Annotated in this window: 15 protein-coding genes, 2 tRNA genes and 1 riboswitch; of the genes, 1 reads left to right on the top strand and 16 read right to left on the bottom strand. The window is 66.7% G+C overall.

The window, feature by feature from the left end; genetic code table 11:
* Positions 1-56: 56 nt before the first annotated feature.
* The 15 genes from mctP to QRN53_RS04505 all read right to left on the bottom strand — a co-directional run bounded on the left by mctP (position 57) and on the right by QRN53_RS04505 (position 15,826).
* Complete coding sequence (mctP, locus tag QRN53_RS04575; protein WP_285242833.1) at positions 57-1,733, bottom strand: monocarboxylate uptake permease MctP; 1,677 nt, start codon at positions 1,731-1,733, stop codon at positions 57-59.
* Positions 1,730-2,107 (bottom strand): DUF3311 domain-containing protein, encoded by a 378-nt coding sequence (locus QRN53_RS04570; RefSeq protein WP_285242832.1) that lies wholly within the window; start codon positions 2,105-2,107, stop codon positions 1,730-1,732. Before QRN53_RS04570 ends, mctP begins: the two co-directional genes overlap by 4 nt.
* A gap of 206 nt (positions 2,108-2,313) precedes the next feature.
* A tRNA-Ala gene (locus tag QRN53_RS04565) sits at positions 2,314-2,386 on the bottom strand.
* Positions 2,387-2,585: 199 nt separating this feature from the next.
* Positions 2,586-2,658: transfer RNA gene (locus tag QRN53_RS04560), tRNA-Ala, on the bottom strand.
* A gap of 115 nt (positions 2,659-2,773) precedes the next feature.
* The gene (gene rsfS / locus QRN53_RS04555) at positions 2,774-3,175 is read right to left on the bottom strand and encodes a ribosome silencing factor (RefSeq protein WP_285242831.1); all 402 of its coding nucleotides are present in this window, start codon (positions 3,173-3,175) and stop codon (positions 2,774-2,776) included.
* Between the two features lie 43 nt (positions 3,176-3,218).
* Positions 3,219-4,499, bottom strand: a complete 1,281-nt coding sequence (locus QRN53_RS04550; RefSeq protein ID WP_285242830.1) for a hypothetical protein — start codon at positions 4,497-4,499, stop codon at positions 3,219-3,221.
* A gap of 7 nt (positions 4,500-4,506) precedes the next feature.
* Positions 4,507-5,136, bottom strand: a complete 630-nt coding sequence (gene nadD / locus QRN53_RS04545; RefSeq protein WP_285242838.1) for a nicotinate-nucleotide adenylyltransferase — start codon at positions 5,134-5,136, stop codon at positions 4,507-4,509.
* A 40-nt stretch (positions 5,137-5,176) separates the two neighbouring features.
* The gene (locus QRN53_RS04540) at positions 5,177-5,416 is read right to left on the bottom strand and encodes a hypothetical protein (RefSeq protein ID WP_285242829.1); all 240 of its coding nucleotides are present in this window, start codon (positions 5,414-5,416) and stop codon (positions 5,177-5,179) included.
* An 80-nt stretch (positions 5,417-5,496) separates the two neighbouring features.
* The gene (locus tag QRN53_RS04535) at positions 5,497-6,861 is read right to left on the bottom strand and encodes a glutamate-5-semialdehyde dehydrogenase (protein ID WP_285242828.1); all 1,365 of its coding nucleotides are present in this window, start codon (positions 6,859-6,861) and stop codon (positions 5,497-5,499) included.
* Positions 6,862-6,887: 26 nt separating this feature from the next.
* Positions 6,888-8,039: a glutamate 5-kinase gene (gene proB, locus QRN53_RS04530; RefSeq protein ID WP_285242827.1), complete on the bottom strand. Its 1,152-nt coding sequence runs from the start codon at positions 8,037-8,039 to the stop codon at positions 6,888-6,890.
* Positions 8,029-9,618: a GTPase ObgE gene (obgE, locus tag QRN53_RS04525; protein ID WP_285242826.1), complete on the bottom strand. Its 1,590-nt coding sequence runs from the start codon at positions 9,616-9,618 to the stop codon at positions 8,029-8,031. The genes proB and obgE overlap by 11 nt, the downstream gene beginning before the upstream one ends.
* Positions 9,619-9,736: 118 nt before the next feature.
* Positions 9,737-10,000: a 50S ribosomal protein L27 gene (gene rpmA / locus QRN53_RS04520; RefSeq protein ID WP_009372867.1), complete on the bottom strand. Its 264-nt coding sequence runs from the start codon at positions 9,998-10,000 to the stop codon at positions 9,737-9,739.
* A gap of 61 nt (positions 10,001-10,061) precedes the next feature.
* On the bottom strand, positions 10,062-10,370 hold the full coding sequence (rplU, locus tag QRN53_RS04515; RefSeq protein ID WP_018761567.1) for a 50S ribosomal protein L21: 309 nt from the start codon (positions 10,368-10,370) through the stop codon (positions 10,062-10,064).
* A 264-nt stretch (positions 10,371-10,634) separates the two neighbouring features.
* Complete coding sequence (gene thiD, locus QRN53_RS04510) at positions 10,635-12,155, bottom strand: bifunctional hydroxymethylpyrimidine kinase/phosphomethylpyrimidine kinase (protein WP_285242837.1); 1,521 nt, start codon at positions 12,153-12,155, stop codon at positions 10,635-10,637.
* Positions 12,156-12,162: 7 nt separating this feature from the next.
* Positions 12,163-12,260: riboswitch (TPP riboswitch) on the bottom strand.
* 143 nt (positions 12,261-12,403) lie between these two features.
* The gene (locus QRN53_RS04505; protein WP_285242825.1) at positions 12,404-15,826 is read right to left on the bottom strand and encodes an Rne/Rng family ribonuclease; all 3,423 of its coding nucleotides are present in this window, start codon (positions 15,824-15,826) and stop codon (positions 12,404-12,406) included.
* A 437-nt stretch (positions 15,827-16,263) separates the two neighbouring features.
* On the opposite strand from QRN53_RS04505, the gene QRN53_RS04500 reads away from it, so the two are divergent.
* A complete protein-coding gene (locus QRN53_RS04500; RefSeq protein WP_285242824.1) occupies positions 16,264-16,932 on the top strand; it encodes a vitamin K epoxide reductase family protein in 669 nt (222 codons plus the stop codon).
* 63 nt (positions 16,933-16,995) lie between these two features.
* Here QRN53_RS04500 and ndk read toward each other — a convergent pair whose 3' ends face one another.
* Positions 16,996-17,415, bottom strand: coding sequence for a nucleoside-diphosphate kinase (gene ndk, locus QRN53_RS04495; RefSeq protein WP_285242823.1), 420 nt, complete (start codon positions 17,413-17,415; stop codon positions 16,996-16,998).
* Between the last annotated feature and the right edge of the window lie 45 nt (positions 17,416-17,460).

Raw genomic sequence — 17,460 nt, 5'->3', positions numbered from 1 at the left:
CAACCTAAGAGGTCTTCACCTATTCACGATGTAACCAACGTCCTGACTCAGTACAGCTAGGCGACCGGCGAAGGGCCGCCCGGCTGGGTGTAATGCTGGGTTTGCTCGATCTGTACCACTTTCGGATCCGTTTCGTCCGCGGCGTAGTCCGTCGGCCGGGTCAGGTCCTCCCCTGTCCGGACCTTCAGCGCCCGCAACACCACGGTCAGGACGACGGCGACCACCAGGTTGAGCGCGAACGCTGACACGGCGATGTACACGCTGAAGTCCGTCCCCGGGATGGCGGCCACCGAGCCGCCAAAATGCGCCTTCGTGACCGGATTGACCACGTTGTAGGCGGAAACGGTTCCGAAGACGATGCCCACCGCCCAGCCGGCCAGCAGGGCCCACCGGTCAAACCAGCGGGTGTACAGGCCGGCCACCACGGCCGGGAACGTCTGCAGGATCCAGATGCCGCCCAGCAGCTGCATGTTGATGGCAGCGGACTGGTCCATCGCGATGACAAAAACCAGGGCGCCCACCTTCACCACCAGGGAGACGATCTTGGATACTTTCGCCTCGGTCCTGGCATCGACGTCGGGCCGGATGAAGTCGCGGTAGATGTTGCGCGTGAACATGTTCGCGGCCGCGATGGACATGATTGCTGCCGGCACCAGGGCGCCAATGGCGATGGCGGCCAGCGCGATTCCGGCGAACCAGGCCGGGAAGTGGTCAAGGAAAAGCTGTGGAACCACCAGTTGCGGGTTGACCGATCCATCCAGGTCGATGGGCTTGGTGCCGGCCTGGATGGCAACGAATCCCAGCAGCGCCAGGAAACCGAGCATCAGCGAGTACAGCGGCAGGATCGCGGCGTTGCGGCGGATGGTGTTCCGCGCCTTCGAGGCAAGCACGGCCGTCACCGAGTGCGGGTACATGAACAGTGCCATGGCCGACCCAAGCGCCAGTGACCAGTACGCGGAGTAGTTGGCGGCGCCGGGGATGAAGGCGCCGGCCGGCTTGCCCGTGGCCTGGCTGACAGTGCCCAGCTTGGCCTGCGCGGAGTTGAAGATCGTGTCCCAGCCGCCGAACTTGATGGGCAGGTAGATGACTGCCACGATGACGGCGAGGTAGATCAGCAGGTCCTTCACCACCGCGATCATGGCCGGTGCCCGCAGGCCCGAGGTGTACGTGTACGCGGCGAGGACCACGAAGGCCAGGATCAGCGGCAGGTCGGTCAACAGTACGTTGCCGGAGCTTCCCAGGCCCAAGACCGTCAGGACCGCCTTGATACCGACCAGCTGCAGTGCGATGTAGGGCATGGTGGCTACGATTCCGGTCACGGCCACGGCCAGGGAGAGCCAGCGGCTGCCGTACCGGCCGCCCACGAAGTCCGCGGAGGTGACATAGCCGTGGCGGTGGGAGACCGACCACAGCCGGCTCATGATGATGAAAATGATCGGGTAGAGGACGATGGTGTAGGGGACGGCGAAGAAGCCGCTGACCGCGCCCGTGGCCCACATCGCCGCCGGGACTGCTACGAAGGTGTAGGCGGTGTAGAGGTCTCCGCCCAGCAGGAACCAGGTGATCCAGGTTCCGAAGCCGCGACCGCCCAGTCCCCACTCGTCGAGGCTGTGCAGGCCCTCCACCTCGGATCCACGCCGCCACTTGGCGGCGAGGAACCCCATCACCGCCACGACCACAAACAGCAACACCACAATGATCAGGGCGGTCCAGTTGATTTCGCGTCCGTTCATGGCCGGTCCCCTCCCAGCCCGGCCCCGGCGGAGGTGCCGCCCACCTTCGGGGCGCCGCCCGCTCGTGCCTCGGCACGGCGTCGTCGGTCTTCCCTGTTGACCAGCCAGTAGGCTGTGCCGGTCAGCACCGCTGAAACCGGGACCCAGGCCAGCTGGTACCAGTAGAAGAACGGCATGCCGCCCAGCCGGGGGGCATCGAATGAGTACAGCTGCGGCATCAGCGGGAGCAGAATCGCGGCCGCCAGCAGTACGCCCGCACCAATGTACGGGGCCGGCCGGGCCGGCCCGCGGATGGCCGTATCACGGGAAAGTGGCGTTCCGTGGGGAAACGCTTCACCATTCGCGCCGTAGCCGGAATCACCTGCATGGGACATCTGCGACCTCCTCGTCAGCGACGTCCCGAAGCTGAGCTCCGGGTTAGTCCGGCCCAGCGGCGGGACCGTGTGCCCTCCATGAACAGTTGTACCCCCGTTTGACCTGCGCGGGAAGAGTTTGGCATGGGGTCTGCTCCGATTCCGGACGCAACGAAAAAGGGGAACCATCACCAAGTGATGGTTCCCCTTTTCCAAGCTTTGCACGGTGGAGCTGAGGGGACTCGAACCCCTGACCCCCTGCATGCCATGCAGGTGCGCTACCAGCTGCGCCACAGCCCCGTACGAAGTGTTCCTTCCGGCCAAATTCCCCGGAGCAACCTGACCAGAGTAATGCACTTTTGCGCTGGACGCCAATCGGGTGTCTACGGTCCCGCTGGCCTCCACCGGCTGCCGCCGGAACCTGCGCCAGTGCACGGCCGCGAACGCAGCGCAAACAAAAAATCCGCCGGAACCATGATGGTTCCGGCGGATCTACCGGTGGAGCTGAGGGGACTCGAACCCCTGACCCCCTGCATGCCATGCAGGTGCGCTACCAGCTGCGCCACAGCCCCGGAATGTTGCCGCTCCGAGAAGCTTCCTTCCGGGTCTCCCCCGAAGCAACTCAAATATCTTAGAACAGCAATTCCGAAAATTCCAAATCGGGAATATTCGCGGAGCCGGGTGCGGCTACTCGCCGTCGGACACCGCGCCGGCCTGGGCCGGGACGTCCTCGGCCAGCTGCAAGTCCACCACAGGGCAGTCCTTCCAGAGCCGTTCGAGGGCGTAGAACACGCGGTCTTCCTCGTGCTGGACGTGGATGACGATGTCCGAGTAATCCAGGAGTACCCACCGGCCGCCGGACCGGCCCTCACGGCGCACCGGGCGGAGGTCCTGCTTGGCGAGTTCTTCCTCGATGCCGTCAACAATGGCGTTGACCTGGCGTTCGCTGGGCGCGGAGGCAATGAGGAAGACGTCGGCCAGGGCCAGCCGTTCGCTCACGTCCAGGGCCACGATGTCGTGGGCTATCTTGTCAGCGGCAGCCTTGGCGGCCGTACGGGCCATGGCGATGGACGATTCTGTTGCAGTCACGGGACTCCTTGTTTGGGTTAAGTGTTCGATGCCGCTGTTTGGGTCAGCGGGACATGCCGGTGACGATCAGGATGATGCCGGCAACGAGTGCCAGGATCCCGAACGCGAGGACGCAGAACTGGAGGACGCGGTTACGCCGCGCCCTGGTGAGCCCCGCCGTTGCGGCGTCCAGTGGATCAAGGCCATAGGCGGACCTGGCCGGCACCCGGGGAAGGTCCTCGAACAGGTCTTCAGACTGGGCTTCGGCACCCGTTGCCGGTTTGGGCCGGCTGGCCGCCTTGGCGGCCGCTTCGGCCCTCGCGATTACCTGGGACCGGCCGGTACCGGAATCGGCGGGGGCTGTTTTGGTGCGCGCTGCGGGGCGGCGTTTGCCGGGACCCTGGACCTTGGTGCCGGGCCGGGTGGTGACCGGGACATGCGAAGTTGCCGGCGCTTTCATCACCGGGCGCTCGACGCCGGGCACCTGGACGAACTCAAGCGGCGTGACCATGGCAAGGTTGCTGGCGGTGGACGGGCCGGCGTTGTCCCGGGAGCCCGCGTCCGGTGCGGGAGGTGCGGGGACCGCGGCCTGGCCCCCCGCCTGTTCGGCGAGTTTCTGCCGGGCCATCGCCCGCCGGTTCATGACCGCAGCCCGCTCGGCCAACGCGATCTGTTCGGCCAGGATTGCCGGATCCACTGCTTCGGGGTCCTGGGAGGCAATGTGCTCCATTTTGGCGATCTGGTTCCGCGCCTGCGCGGCGATGAGCGCGCGCGCTTCCAGAGCCTGCTCCACCGTCATACCGTCCGGCGCCTGGTTCGGGCTTCCCGTAGTCCCAGGGGTGGTGGTGTCCGCCGTCGCGGCGTCCTTTCCGGCGTCGGGCTTGGCCGCGGGCGCGGGAGTCCGGGTGGCCGGCGGGGCGCTTGGGCCTGCTGCGGGTGGAACCACCGGGTTCGCCTGCGTCAGGGCCTGCTCCTTGAGCTGCTGCAGCCGCAATTGTCGTCGGGTGGGCGGCCCGCCGGCGGACAGCTGCCCTTCCTTCTCCTCGAGCTCCTTGATGGTGCGGAGGGCGGCGCGGTCGCGGGCACGGATCTGCGATGAGCGCTGGGGGGCGCCCTGGCCTGGTACGGACTGCGGACGCGCGGCGGTCTCGGCAGTTGAGGGCAAGGCAGGGCTGGGTACAGGATCCTGGGTGGCAGGTTCCTGGCTGGCAGGTTCGGGTGCCCCGGCGGCCGGCCGATTCGCGGCAGGCGGGACTTGTTCCGTGGTGGCCGGGGTTCCCTGTTGGGCGTCCCTGGCCTTCCGGAGTTCCCGGCGGCTGCGGATAGGAGGCTGTTCCTGACTCATTGAGAACTCATTCAGTACTGGCTGGTTCGCGTGCTTCGGAAAGTGGTTCGTCCGCGCCTGCCGGCGGATCGGCGTAAAGATCGTACTTGGCGATGTATTGCACCACCCCGTCCGGGACCAGGTACCAGACCGGATGGTTCGCTGCCACGCGGGCCCGGCAATCGGTGGACGAGATTGCCATGGCAGGGACTTCCAGGAGGCTGACGTCCTTGCGGCCCATCCCGTCAAGGACGTGTCCCGGGCGGGTAACTCCCACGAAGTGTGCCAGCGACCAGAGCTCGTCAATGTCCTTCCAGGACAGGATCTGCGCCAGGGCGTCAGCACCCGTGATGAAGAACAAGTCGGCATCCGGCCGCTGGGCCCGAAGATCGCGCAGGGTGTCGATGGTGTACGTGGGACCTGGCCGGTCCACGTCAACCCTGCTGACGGTAAAGCGCGGATTGGAGGCCGTGGCGATCACGGTCATCAGGTAGCGGTGTTCAGGCTCACTGACCTGTTTCTGGGACTTTTGCCATGGCTGCCCGGTGGGGACGAAGACAACCTCGTCGAGGTCGAATTCGGCCGCGACTTCGCTGGCTGCCACCAAGTGCCCATGGTGGATTGGATCGAATGTCCCGCCCATGACACCAAGCCGCAGCCTTCCCCGGGCACCATTGCGGTGCAGGTTGCGCGGAATGTTAGTGGCCCTGCCCGCGATCGTGCTTGTTCGGGTGCTGGCGATGCGGATCCGCGTGCTCGTCGGTAGCTGCGTGCCGGTTGCCCAAGTTGTTGTAGGACCAGGCGACGAACAGCAGGACCACCAGGAGGGCGAACATTGACACTCCGAAGACCCACGGCTGTGCCAGCAGCGGTGCAGGCTCTTCATGGGCTGCGTCGCCTGCGGCGGCGATGGACGTGACGATCTGCTGGAGCAGCATTTTCTCCCCTATGTTCAAGGATTTTCAGGCAGCGGAACCTTCCGCCGCTTTCTAAGGTTCTGGTCTATGTTACCGCGTTGCTACCCGCGGACTTGGCCTTCGCCTTGGACAATCCACTTCGTGGTGGTCAGCTCGGTCAGGCCCATAGGACCGCGGGCGTGCAGCTTCTGAGTGGAGATCCCCACTTCCGCACCGAGGCCGAGTTCGCCGCCGTCGGTAAAGCGGGTGGAGGCGTTGACGATTACCGCCGCTGAATCCACCTCCGCGATGAAACGCTCCGCGTTGGCAAGGCTGTTGGTGAGGATCGCTTCCGTGTGCCCCGTGGACCACGTGCGGATGTGCTGGATGGCTTCGTCAAGGCTGTCCACCATGGCCACGGCAAGGTCCAGGTCCATGTATTCCGTGGCCCAGTCCGCATCTGTGGCCGGCTCCGCCTCGAGCCCGGCGGGCAACGCAGCGCTGATCCGCTGGTCAACGTGCAGTCGGACCCCCGCGTTTCGAAGGGCCGTTGCAACGGCGGGGAACACGGTGGTGCCGGAGTGGACCAGCAGGGTTTCCACGGTGTTGCAGACGCTTGGCCGCTGGGTCTTGGCGTTGAGCAGGATCTCCACCGCCATGGACTCGTCCGCGGATTCGTCCAGGAAGATATGGACGTTTCCCTCACCCGTCTCGATGACCGGTACTGCAGAATTGGTCACGACCGTCTGGATAAGGTCCCGGCCGCCGCGGGGAATCAGGACATCGACCCTGCCGCGGGCCTTCATCAGGACGTTGGCGCCGGCGCGGCCGAACTGGTCGACAGTCTGGACGGCGTCGGCCGGCAGGCCCACCGATTCGAGGGCTTCGCGCAGTACCCGCACCAGGACCTGGTTGGTGGCTTCTGCTGCACTGCCGCCGCGCAGGATCACGGCGTTGCCGCTCTTGAGCGCCAGCCCGGCGATGTCCACGGTGACGTTGGGGCGTGCCTCGTAGATCGCTGCCACCACGCCCATGGGCACGTTGACCTGGCGCAGGCGCAGTCCGTTGGGAAGGGTTTGGCCGCGCACCACGTTGCCTACGGGGTCCGGGAGGTTGGCCAGGTTCTCGAGCGCAGCGACCAGGCCGTCAATGCGGCTTTCGGTGAGGGTGAGCCGGTCCAGGAGCGCCTTGGAGGTGCCATTGTCCTTGCCGCGCCGGACGTCCATGGCGTTGGCGGCCAGGATGGCCTGCGCATTCTCCCGCAGGGCCTCGCCAACAGCGCGGAGGCCGCGGTCCTTCCATGCCCGGTTGGCGGTGGCCATGCTGCGGGCGGCGCGGCGGGAGCGGTCCGCGATGGCGTGGACTGCACTTTCAACATCTGTTGCGGAGGCCGGCACGCCTGCTGCCTGTCCTGCCGCCGGACCCGGCTGCGCATGGGCAGCAGTGGTTCCGGTAGTTTCAGCGGCGTGGGTCAGGGCTTCAGTCATGGTCCAAGTTTAGGCGAGCCGGCTGCTTAGACCAGCACCAGGTCATCTACATGAACAACTTCGCGGTCATAGCCGCTGCCGAGTTCCTCGCCCAGCTCCCGGGTGGAGCGTCCGAGCATGTTCGGCAGCTCGTGGGATGAGTAGTTGACCAGTCCCCTGGCAACAACGGTGCCATCGGCGCCGGCCAGTTCGACGGCGTCGCCCGCTTCGAAGTCGCCGTGCACGGCGGAGATGCCCGCCGGCAGCAGCGAGGTGTGGTGGTGGCGTACCGCCCGTACTGCGCCGTCGTCCAGGACCAGGCGGCCCTGGACGGAAGCGACGTGGGCCAGCCACAGCAGGCGCACGGGCTTGCGCGAGCCGTTCACGGAGAACCAGGTGCCGACGTCTTCGCCGTTCAGGGCCGCGGCCGCGTTGGGCGTGGAGGTCACCAGGGCGTGGATTCCCGAGCTTGCGGCCATGCCGGCCGCTTCCACCTTGGTCATCATTCCGCCGGTGCCCACTCCGGCCTTGCCTGCTTTGCCGATGGACACACCCTCGAGGTCGTGTGCGCCCGTGACCAGGGGGATGCGCTTGGCACCGTGGGCGGGCGGCCCGTCGTAGAGGGCGTCGACGTCGGACAGCAGCACGAGCGCGTCGGCGCGCACCAGGTGCGCCACCAGGGCGGCGAGCCGGTCATTGTCGCCGAAGCGGATTTCGTGTGTGGCCACGGTGTCGTTCTCGTTGACGACGGGCACCACCCCGAGGCTGAGCAGCCGGTCCATGGCGCGGAGGGCGTTGGTGTGCTGGCTGCGCCGCATCAGGTCCTCTGCCGTGAGCAGGACCTGGCTGACGGTGACGCCATGGGCGCCGAACGCCTGCGTGTACCGGGCCATGAGGAGGCCTTGGCCAACGCTGGCCGCGGCCTGCTGGGTGGCCAGGTCGCGGGGACGCTTGGCCAGTCCCAGCGGGGCCAGCCCGGCGGCGATGGCGCCGGAGGAGACCAGGATGATCTCGGCTCCCGCGTTGCGCTTGGCGGCCAGGGCATCGGCCAGTGCGGTGAGCGACTCCTCGGAAATGCCGCCCTTGATGCTGGTGAGTGAGGAGGACCCCACTTTCACCACGATGCGGCGGGCACCTGCCAGCAGGCTTCTGTCCGCGGAGCCCGCAACGGGCGCCGCGTCCACGACCCTAGAGGTCATCGTCCGCTTCCATTCCGCTGTCCTTGACGGACTGGGCAGCACGGCGTGCGCTGACGGACTCGGTCCAAATACCGGCCTTGCGTTCGGCCTCGAGTTCGGCGCGGGCGGCAGCCTTGGCGTCGCGGCGTTCCTGCTGCTCCTCACGCTTCTGGCCGCGCGTGGGCCGGTCGCCAATATCAGCGAACCTGACGTCCGTGCCACGGGGCGAGGCCAGGAGTTCGGCGCCCGCCATCATGGTGGGCTCCCAGTCGAAGACGACGCCGTCGTCCCCGCCAATGACCACGGTGTCCCCCGGCTTGGCGCCCTGCTTGAACAGTTCTGTTTCCACGCCGAGCTTGGCCAGCCTGTCGGCAAGGTAGCCGATGGCTTCCTCGTTGGTGAAGTCCGTCTGCTTGACCCAGCGCTCGGGCTTCTCGCCGAGGACCCGGAACAGCGGCTCCAGGTTCTTTTCCTCACGGCGGATCTTGAAGCCGGTTTCGTTGACGGCACGCGGCCGCAGCACGACGGGCTGGACCTTGGGCGGCTCGGCGGCAACGGCGTCGCGCGCGGCTTGGACGATCTCCGCCATGGCGAAGCCGAGCTGGCGGAGGCCCTCGTGGCTGGTGGCGGAGACCTCGAAGACACGGTATCCGCGCGATTCCAGTTCCGGGCGCACGAATTCGGCCATATCCTTGCCATCGGGCAGGTCCACTTTGTTTAGGGCGACAAGGCGGGGGCGATGGTTGAGCGGAACCACCTGGCCGTCGGAACCCGCATAGCTCATGTCCACCGCGTACTTTTCGAGTTCGCCCTCGATGATGGCGAGGTCCGAAAGCGGATCGCGGTCGGATTCGAGGGTGCCGCAGTCAAGCACATGGACCAGGGCGGCGCAGCGCTCAACGTGGCGCAGGAAGTTGTGGCCCAGGCCCTTGCCTTCGCTGGCGCCTTCGATCAGGCCGGGGACGTCGGCGATGGTGAAGCGGACATCGCCTGCCTGCACCACGCCCAAGTTGGGGATCAAGGTAGTGAAGGGGTAATCGGCAATCTTGGGCCGGGCCGCTGACATTGCGGCAATCAGGCTGGACTTGCCCGCGGACGGGAAGCCCACCAGGGCGATGTCCGCGATGGATTTCAGTTCCAGGACCACATCGCGGGAGTCGCCTTCGATTCCCAGCAGGGCGAAGCCCGGTGCGCGCCGCTTCTGCGAGGACAACGCAGCGTTGCCCAGGCCGCCCAGTCCGCCGGCTGCGGCAATGTACTCGGTGCCCTCCCCTACGAGGTCCGCCAGCACGGTGCCGTCCTTTGACTTGACGACGGTGCCGTCCGGAACGGGAAGGACCAGGGTTTCGCCGTTCTTGCCGCCGCGCCAGTCGCCCATGCCGGGGCCTCCGTTGCTGGCGTGCCGGTGCGGGGCGTGGTGGTAATCGAGGAGGGTGGTGGTCTGGTGGTCCACCCGGAGGATCACGTCGCCGCCGTTGCCACCGTTGCCGCCGTCGGGGCCGCCGAGGGGCTTGAACTTCTCACGGTGGACGGAAACGCATCCATGGCCGCCGGTTCCGCCGGATACGTGCAGTACTACCCGGTCTACAAAGCTGGCCACGGGGATCTCCTCAGAATGCTGTTTACGCGGCGCCCGGGGACGCCACAACGATTGTAATGCGGTTAAAAGAACAGTGGAGCGGGCCCTCAGGCCCGCTCCACCGCTTCAAGACTGGTTGTTACTCTGCGGCTGCAGCAGCAACGATGTTGACCACGCGACGTCCGCGGCGGGTACCGAATTCAACGGCGCCCGGGGTCAGTGCGAACAGGGTGTCGTCACCGCCGCGGCCTACGCCGGCGCCCGGGTGGAAGTGGGTGCCACGCTGGCGGACGATGATCTCGCCTGCCGAAACGACCTGGCCGCCGAAGCGCTTGACGCCGAGGTACTGAGCGTTGGAATCGCGGCCGTTGCGAGTGGAGCTCGCGCCCTTTTTATGTGCCATCTGAAATGCCTGCCTCTAAATTCTGGGGAATCTGTTGAAATACCTGAACAGTAACCGGTGGTTACTTGATGCCGGTGATCTTGACCTTGGTCAATTCCTGGCGGTGACCCTGGCGCTTCTTGTAACCGGTCTTGTTCTTGAACTTCTGGATGACAATCTTAGGACCACGCAGGTCCTGGAGGATTTCAGCCGTAACAGTTACCTTGGCCAGGTCCTTCGCTGCGGAGGTGACCTTGTCACCGTCAACCAGGAGCAGTGCGGGCAGCTCAATGGTGCTGCCGGCTCCACCGGCGACGCGGTTCAGGGTAACGAAGTCTCCAACGGAAACCTTCTCTTGGCGGCCGCCTGCGCGGACAATCGCGTACACCACTTGGGAACTCACTTCTCTCGACGTTTATAACAAAATTTGCGTGCGGAACCGACTCACTAAAAGCCTGGTTTCTCGCTGTGCCTCAACGCCGTGGGGTCATAACCCAAGTGTTGGCGTAAGCACCGAAGATCCAGAATACGCTAAATCCGTCTCCAGCCGCAAATGAGGCTGGTTCCGGCGGGCCGGCTGTGATAGTAACCACAACCCGGCATGCAGCGCCGCAACCGTGCGTATCCATTGTAGCCGCGTCGCCGCCGCAGGACGTCAGGAGTGGATGCGCGGCGCGTCGAAGAATTCCACTTCAAGCCGGCAGGACTGTTTAAACGCCGTCAGCATGGCGGCCTGTTCGTGGTCGGAGGCCTTCCGGCCGGCCGTGTCCACGATGGCGATGGCCTGCCGGGTGGCCTCTGCGAAGCCCTCGTCGGCGTAGGTGCGGAGCCAGGCAGCGTAGGCGTGCCCGTCCGGTTCGCCCGCGGCGAGGAACTGGGCGTGCAGTGTCCGGCCAACCTCGGCGTAGAGCCAGAAGCAGGGCAGGACGGCGGCGGCAAGGACCGCATAGCTGCCCGACGCCGACACGGCAGTGAGGTGGTCAACGTAGGACTTGGTCACGGGTCCGAGGCCCGTCTGTGACGGCCGGGTGCTGAGCCATGAGCGGTGCAGTTCCGACTCCACTTCCAGGCACTGCCGTGCCGACCCTGCCCAGAACAGCTGCTCCGCCTCGGTGGGGGCCAGGGCGCTGGCCCGGGCGAGGACCCGTGAGTAGCCGTTGAGGTACTGGGCGTCCTGGGCGAGGTAGTAGGCAAAGTCTTTCTCGGCCAGTTCGCCCGAGACCAGACCGTGAATGAAGTCCAGGGCGTAGATGTCAGCCAGGTCCTGCCGGGCTTCGGCCCAAAGCCGGGCAGCGAAGCCGCCTTCCCGGAACTGGGGCCGAACATGGTGGAAGTGGTGTACGGGTCCGCTCCCCTGGCCAACCTCGAGCTTGCCGGACTCCTCAAGCGCTCCGGCCAGCCACGGCTTGACCGTCCGCAGTGACGCCTCCCAGTCGCCCAGCCGGGCCTGGACCGTTGCCATGGCGGAAGACAGCGAACAGCCCGTGCCGTGGCTGTTCCGGGTGTTGATGCGGGTGCCAGGCACTTCGACGACGTCACGGGCCAGCACGCCGACGGTGTTCACAAGCGCGTCCGGGCAGCCCTCGCCTGACAGGTGTCCGCCCTTGACCAGGACCGTGGCCCCGGTGGCATCCGCCAGGCGCCTGCCCTGCTCCAGGGCGGCGCCCCAGTCCCCCGCAGGCTCTTCGCCCACCAGCATGGCCAGTTCCGGCAGGTTGGGGGTGATGAGGTGGGCAAGGGGCAGCAGCTCGCGCAGGGCGGCTTCGGCGGATTCCTTCAGCAGCCGGTCGCCGCTGGTGGCCACCATTACCGGGTCCAGGACCACGACGGCGGGACGCACCTTCTCGAGCCATTGGCGGACGGTGCGGATCACCGCTTCGTCACCGAGCATCCCGATCTTGACGGCGTCGATGGTGATGTCGTCGCTGACGGCGTCAAGCTGCTGGGCCAGGAATGCAGCCGGCGGAACGTGGACGGCCACAACGCCGCGGGTGTTCTGGGCGGTGAGTGCGGTGATGGCGGCCATGCCGTAGCCGCCGTGCGCTGCAATGCTTTTGAGGTCCGCCTGGATTCCTGCGCCGCCGGATGGATCGGAGCCCGCGATGGAGAGGACGCGTGGTACCTCCCGCCCCGCCGGGATCCCGGACGTAGCAGTGGAAGCAGCTGGCAGGGGCATGGAGAGGGTCGAAGACAACAGACATCCCTTCGCCGGTACTAGCCGGACAGGTTCAACGGGTGTGGATCTCAGCCGGCCTTCTGCGCGGCACCCCGTGTCGGTTTCCCAGCCTAGCCGGTGGCGTGCGGCCACGGTAAAGGTGACAGCCGCCGAATGCAGGAAGTCCCCGCCGTATGGACTGTTCCCCCCGACATACAAGGGGGAATGGTCCACGCGGCGGGGACTTCCCTGGCAACCTTCGTGGCGTCTTAAAGCTCCGAAGCCGGCACCCCGACACCCAGGATGATCGGTCCCTCTGACCGCTTGCCGGCATCAGCCGGCACTGCCGTCTGCTGCTGCGCGGGTTTAGGGGCCTTGGCAGCGTGCGAGTGCCCGGTGGTGGCGGCCTGGACGTTCTCATGGTGCTCGACGGCGGTTTCGTTCGCGGCACCCTGGGCACGGCTGGCCGCCCGGTGGCGGCGCGGCCTGCGCTGCCTGGTCTGCTCCAGCGTGTGATCGGAGTAGTCCTTCTCAGCCGGTGCTTCCCCTGCGTGTGCCCGGGCTTCGCCGCCCTGCGGCCGGCGCTCCTGCGCGGCCTGTTCCGTGGCCGGCTCGGCGGCTGCGGCGTTCACCGGCGCGGCCTGGACGGCGGATGCCGGCTGGCCGAGGTGCGCGAATGCTTCCGCGAGCCGGTCCAGGGTCAGGGCGGGCTGGGGGTGCTGCTCCTCCGCGTGCTCCACGAACGGGAGCGGGACTTTCTCGCCACCGAACGTCAGGACTGCTGCGGGACGCCCGTGCGTATCGGCGTCGTGCTTCTCCCCCTCAGCGTCAGCGTCCGGAGCGGGCTGGACCGGCGCCGGCTGGGCCGTAGCCTGCTCTGCCGGCGCGTGCCGGGCGGCTGCCAGCTCGTCGTCGTGCAGGTGCGCCGCGTGGGCGGCTGCAGCGATGTTCGCCAGGGCAAGCCGGGTGGCCTCGGCCTTGGCGTGCCGCTCGGCGTCGGCGGCATCCGGCTGGACGGTGTGCACATGCACTGCCGGTGCCGCTACCGTCTCGGCCTGCTGGCCGCCGCGTCCCCGGCGGCGCTTCCGCTCGGGGCGCACGCCTGGCTGTCCGGCGTCTGCCCGCTGCCCTTCGGGGCGGTTGGCATCTCCACGGACCTCCACGCGGGTGTCGGGGCGGTTGTCGGCCCGCTGGACGTGGTGTTCGGCGGCCACGATGTTGGCGCGGCGGTGCTCCACGGGATCGTCGTGGGTCACCACGCCTCGTCCGGCGCACGCCTCGCACTGCTCGCCGAAGACTTCCAGCAAGCCGGTGCCCATGCGCTTTCGGGTCATCTGGACCAGGCCCAGGGACGTGACCTCGGCAACCTGGTGCTTGGTCCGGTCGCGGCCCAGGCACTCGACGAGCCGGCGCAGGACGAGGTCGCGGTTGGATTCGAGCACCATGTCGATGAAGTCGATCACGATGATGCCGCCGATGTCGCGCAGCCTCAGCTGGCGCACCACTTCCTCGGCAGCTTCGAGGTTGTTCTTGGTGACGGTTTCCTCGAGGTTGCCGCCGCTGCCGGTGAACTTGCCCGTGTTGACGTCCACCACGGTCATGGCTTCGGTGCGGTCGATGACCAGGGAGCCGCCCGAGGGCAGGAACACCTTGCGCTCGAGCGCCTTGTGGATCTGCTCATCAATGCGCCAGGCGGAGAAGATGTCCTGGTCCTTGGTCCACTTCTCGAGGCGTCCCACCAAGTCCGGGGCCACGTAGGTGACGTAAGCCTCGATGGTGTCCCAGGCTTCCTCGCCGGAGACGATGAGCTTGGAGAAGTCCTCGTTGAAGACGTCGCGGACCACCTTGATGGTCAGGTCCGGTTCGCCGTACAGCAGTTCGGGAGCAAGGACCTTGGTGGAGCTGGACTGGCTCTCGATGCCTTCCCATTGCGCACGGAGGCGGTTGATGTCGTGGGTCAGTTCTTCCTCGGACGCGCCCTCGGCCGCGGTGCGGACAATGACACCGGCGTGTTCGGGGAGGCGGTCCTTGAGGATGCGCTTGAGGCGGTTGCGTTCGACGTCGGGCAGCTTGCGGGAGATGCCCGTCATGGAACCGCCGGGCACGTACACAAGGTAGCGTCCGGGCAGGGAGATCTGGCTGGTGAGGCGTGCGCCCTTGTGGCCCACGGGGTCCTTGGTGACCTGGACCAGGACGGTGTCGCCGGACTTGAGCGCGTTTTCGATGCGGCGCTGCTTGCCTTCGAGGTTGACGGCTTCCCAATTAACCTCGCCGGCATACAGCACGGCGTTGCGGCCGCGCCCGATGTCGACGAACGCCGCTTCCATGGACGGCAGCACGTTCTGGACCTTGCCCAGGTACACGTTGCCGATCAGCGAGTCCTGCTGGGTTTTGGACACGAAATGCTCGGCCAGCACGCCGTCTTCGAGGACGCCGATCTGGATTCTGTCGTCACGCTGCCGGACGATCATCTGCCGGTCCACGGACTCACGGCGGGCCAGGAACTCGGCTTCGGTGATCACGGTGCGGCGGCGGCCCGTGTCGCGGGACTCGCGGCGGCGCTGCTTCTTGGCCTCAAGGCGGGTGGAGCCCTTAACACTGGTGACGCGGTTGTTCACCGGCGCTTCGGTGACCGTACGCGGCGCACGGACACGGGTCACAGTATTGGGCGGATCGTCATCCCCGCCGCCGGTCAGCTCAAGGTCCTGGTCACCGCGGCGGCGGCGACGGCGACGGCGCGAGGTCACGCCGTCTTCCAGCGGCCCAGTGGCGTCGTCGTCCGCTTCGTCCCCGGCGTCCTCGTCACCGCTGCCGCCCTCGGCATCCTCGTCCGTCCGGTCACCAATGCGGCTGCGGCCGCGGCGGCCACGGCTGCGGCGCCGGCGGCGGCTGGCGGAGTCGTCCGCTTCGTCGGCTTCTTCCTCATCGGTTTCTTCCGCGGCGGGCGTCGCCGGGCGGACCACAGTGCTCAGGTCCGGCGCCTGGAAGAGGACAGACGTGGCGGAGCCGGGTTCCAGGAACAGCGAACCAAAGGGGCTTGCTGCCGCGGCGGACGCGGCGTCGCTTTCGGCCTCGGGAGGTGCAGCTGCGGCGGCGGGCTCCTGTGCCTGCGCCGCCTCCTGCGGGACCTCCTGGACTGCGCCCGGGCCAGCGGCTGTTTCCGTGGCCGGAACGGGGGTTTCTTCGGTTACGGCCTCTTCAACCGCGTCCTGCCCTGCCGGAGCGGCGGCAGGGTCGGCCGGCGCTGCCGTTTCCGGGGCCGGGGTGGGGGAAGCAGCTTTGCGGGTGGCTACCCGACGGCGGCGCACAGGCTTTGTTTCGACGTCCGCCGCAGTGTCCGGCGCGGGGTCGGCCGGCAGGGCCTCCTCAGCCGGCGCCGCTGCGGACAGCTCAACAACGGGAACGTCGCCGACGGCGGCGGATCCAAGGTCATCGGCGAACGCCGGCAGGGGTTCGGCCGCGTCGGCCTTCTTCCGGGCGCGGGTGCGGCGGGCCGGGGCCTTCTTCTCGGCGGCGGCTTCTTCCACCGGGGCATCCGCGGGTGCTTCCGGCGCTGTGGCCTCCTCCGTACTCACGGCTTCGGCAGCTTTGGGTGCCGCCTTGCGCCGGGTGCGCGGGGCCCTCTTCGGTGCAGCAGCGGCCTCCGTGGCCACAGCTTCGTCGTTAACGGCCAGTTCTCGATCATTGTCCATATGTGGCAACACTCCTGCCCCTGACGTACCGCCACATCCGGCACCCATTGGGGCACATATTGTCAAAACCCGCAGGCGTTGACAGAAGTCAAGTGGATGCTCCCAGGTTCGCACCGGCATTGGGGTGCGGCAGCCCACAGGAGCCGGTGGATGTTCTGAAACCCGTTGTTCTGCGTGCCACAACCAGGTGCCGCTCAATGGAGTCGCGGGAGTGCCGGAGAATTCCGAAGCCTGCCCTGCTCATCATTGGCGGTCTTGGGAACAAACCACCGGACCGGAGTCCGAATGTGGATCGGCTTCCAGCCACGTCCATTCTCTCACACCCGGGCTGGATCGCCGCGGAAGCCCACACTCCCGTTGCCTTTCCTGGATGGCGGGACCAGCCACCGGCGTTAGAATCAGGCACAGGAGCACCGGATGAAAAGGACGCCACACCCATGCCCAGCATCTCCCCCGTCAGCGCCCGCGGCAGTGACCGCGCCGTCGAGCCGCACACCAGTGCTGCCGACAACCTTCCCCTGATGACCCGGAACCGGCCCTTTGGCTGGCTGCTGGTCATCACCGGAATCGTGGGGTGGCTCGCCTCCGGAACCCTCGTTTTGGAGAAGCTCGAAGTACTCAAGGACCCCAACCACACCACCGTGTGCGATGTGAATCCCTGGATCTCGTGTGGCCAGGTGATGCAAACCTGGCAGAGCTCCCTGTTCGGCTTCCCCAACATGTTCATCGGCATCGTGGCGTTCGCCATCATCATTACGGTCGGCATGGCACTGCTGTCCGGTGCCACTTTCGCGCGCTGGTACTGGGTTGGCCTGCAGGCGGGCGTCACCCTTGGGTTCGCGTTTGTGGTGTGGCTGTGGTCCCAGGCCCTCTACTCCATCCACATCCTCTGCCCGTTGTGCATGATCGTGTGGTCGGCCATGATTCCGCTGTTCGTCTGGACCACCATCAGGAACATCACGGCAGGCGTCATTCCCGTGCCTGCACGGGCGGCCCGCATCCTGGGTGACTCCGGCTGGATCATCACGGTGTTGCTTTATGTTGCCGTTATCGCAACGATTTTCTTCGCGTTTATCCAGGTGTTCGCGGGTACCTCCGGCTTCTAGGCCGCAGACAACAGAAGCCCTTGGTTCAAAGGAACCAAGGGCTTCTTGCTGTTCAGGGACGTGTCAGCCCTGGAACCAGATCTTGATCTCGCGCTCGGCGGATTCGGTGGAGTCCGAGCCGTGCACCAGGTTCTGCTGGACCTTCAGGCCCCAGTCACGGCCGAAGTCGCCGCGGATGGTGCCCGGCGCCGCCGTCGTGGGATCGGTGGTGCCGGCCAGTGAGCGGAAGCCCTCGATGACGCGGTGGCCTTCAAAGATGGCCGCCACGACCGGGCCGCTGAGCATGAATTCCACCAGCGGCTCGTAGAACGGCTTGCCCACATGCTCTTCGTAGTGCTGCTCCAGCAGTTCGCGGGTGGCGTCAACCTTTTTCAGCTCAACAAGGCTGTAGCCTTTGGCTTCGATCCGGGCCAGGATGGCGCCGGTCAGGTTACGGGCGACGCCGTCGGGCTTGATCAGGACGAGGGTGCGCTCTGTAGTCACAACTGCTCCAATGGGTTGGGTGGGGTTTCGGGTCAAGTCTACGGG

The sequence above is a fragment of the Pseudarthrobacter sp. fls2-241-R2A-127 genome (assembly GCF_030209355.1).
Taxonomy (GTDB): domain Bacteria; phylum Actinomycetota; class Actinomycetes; order Actinomycetales; family Micrococcaceae; genus Arthrobacter.
The sequence above is the reverse complement of the archived record's forward strand: the minus strand, read 5'-3'. Positions and strand labels throughout refer to the sequence as shown.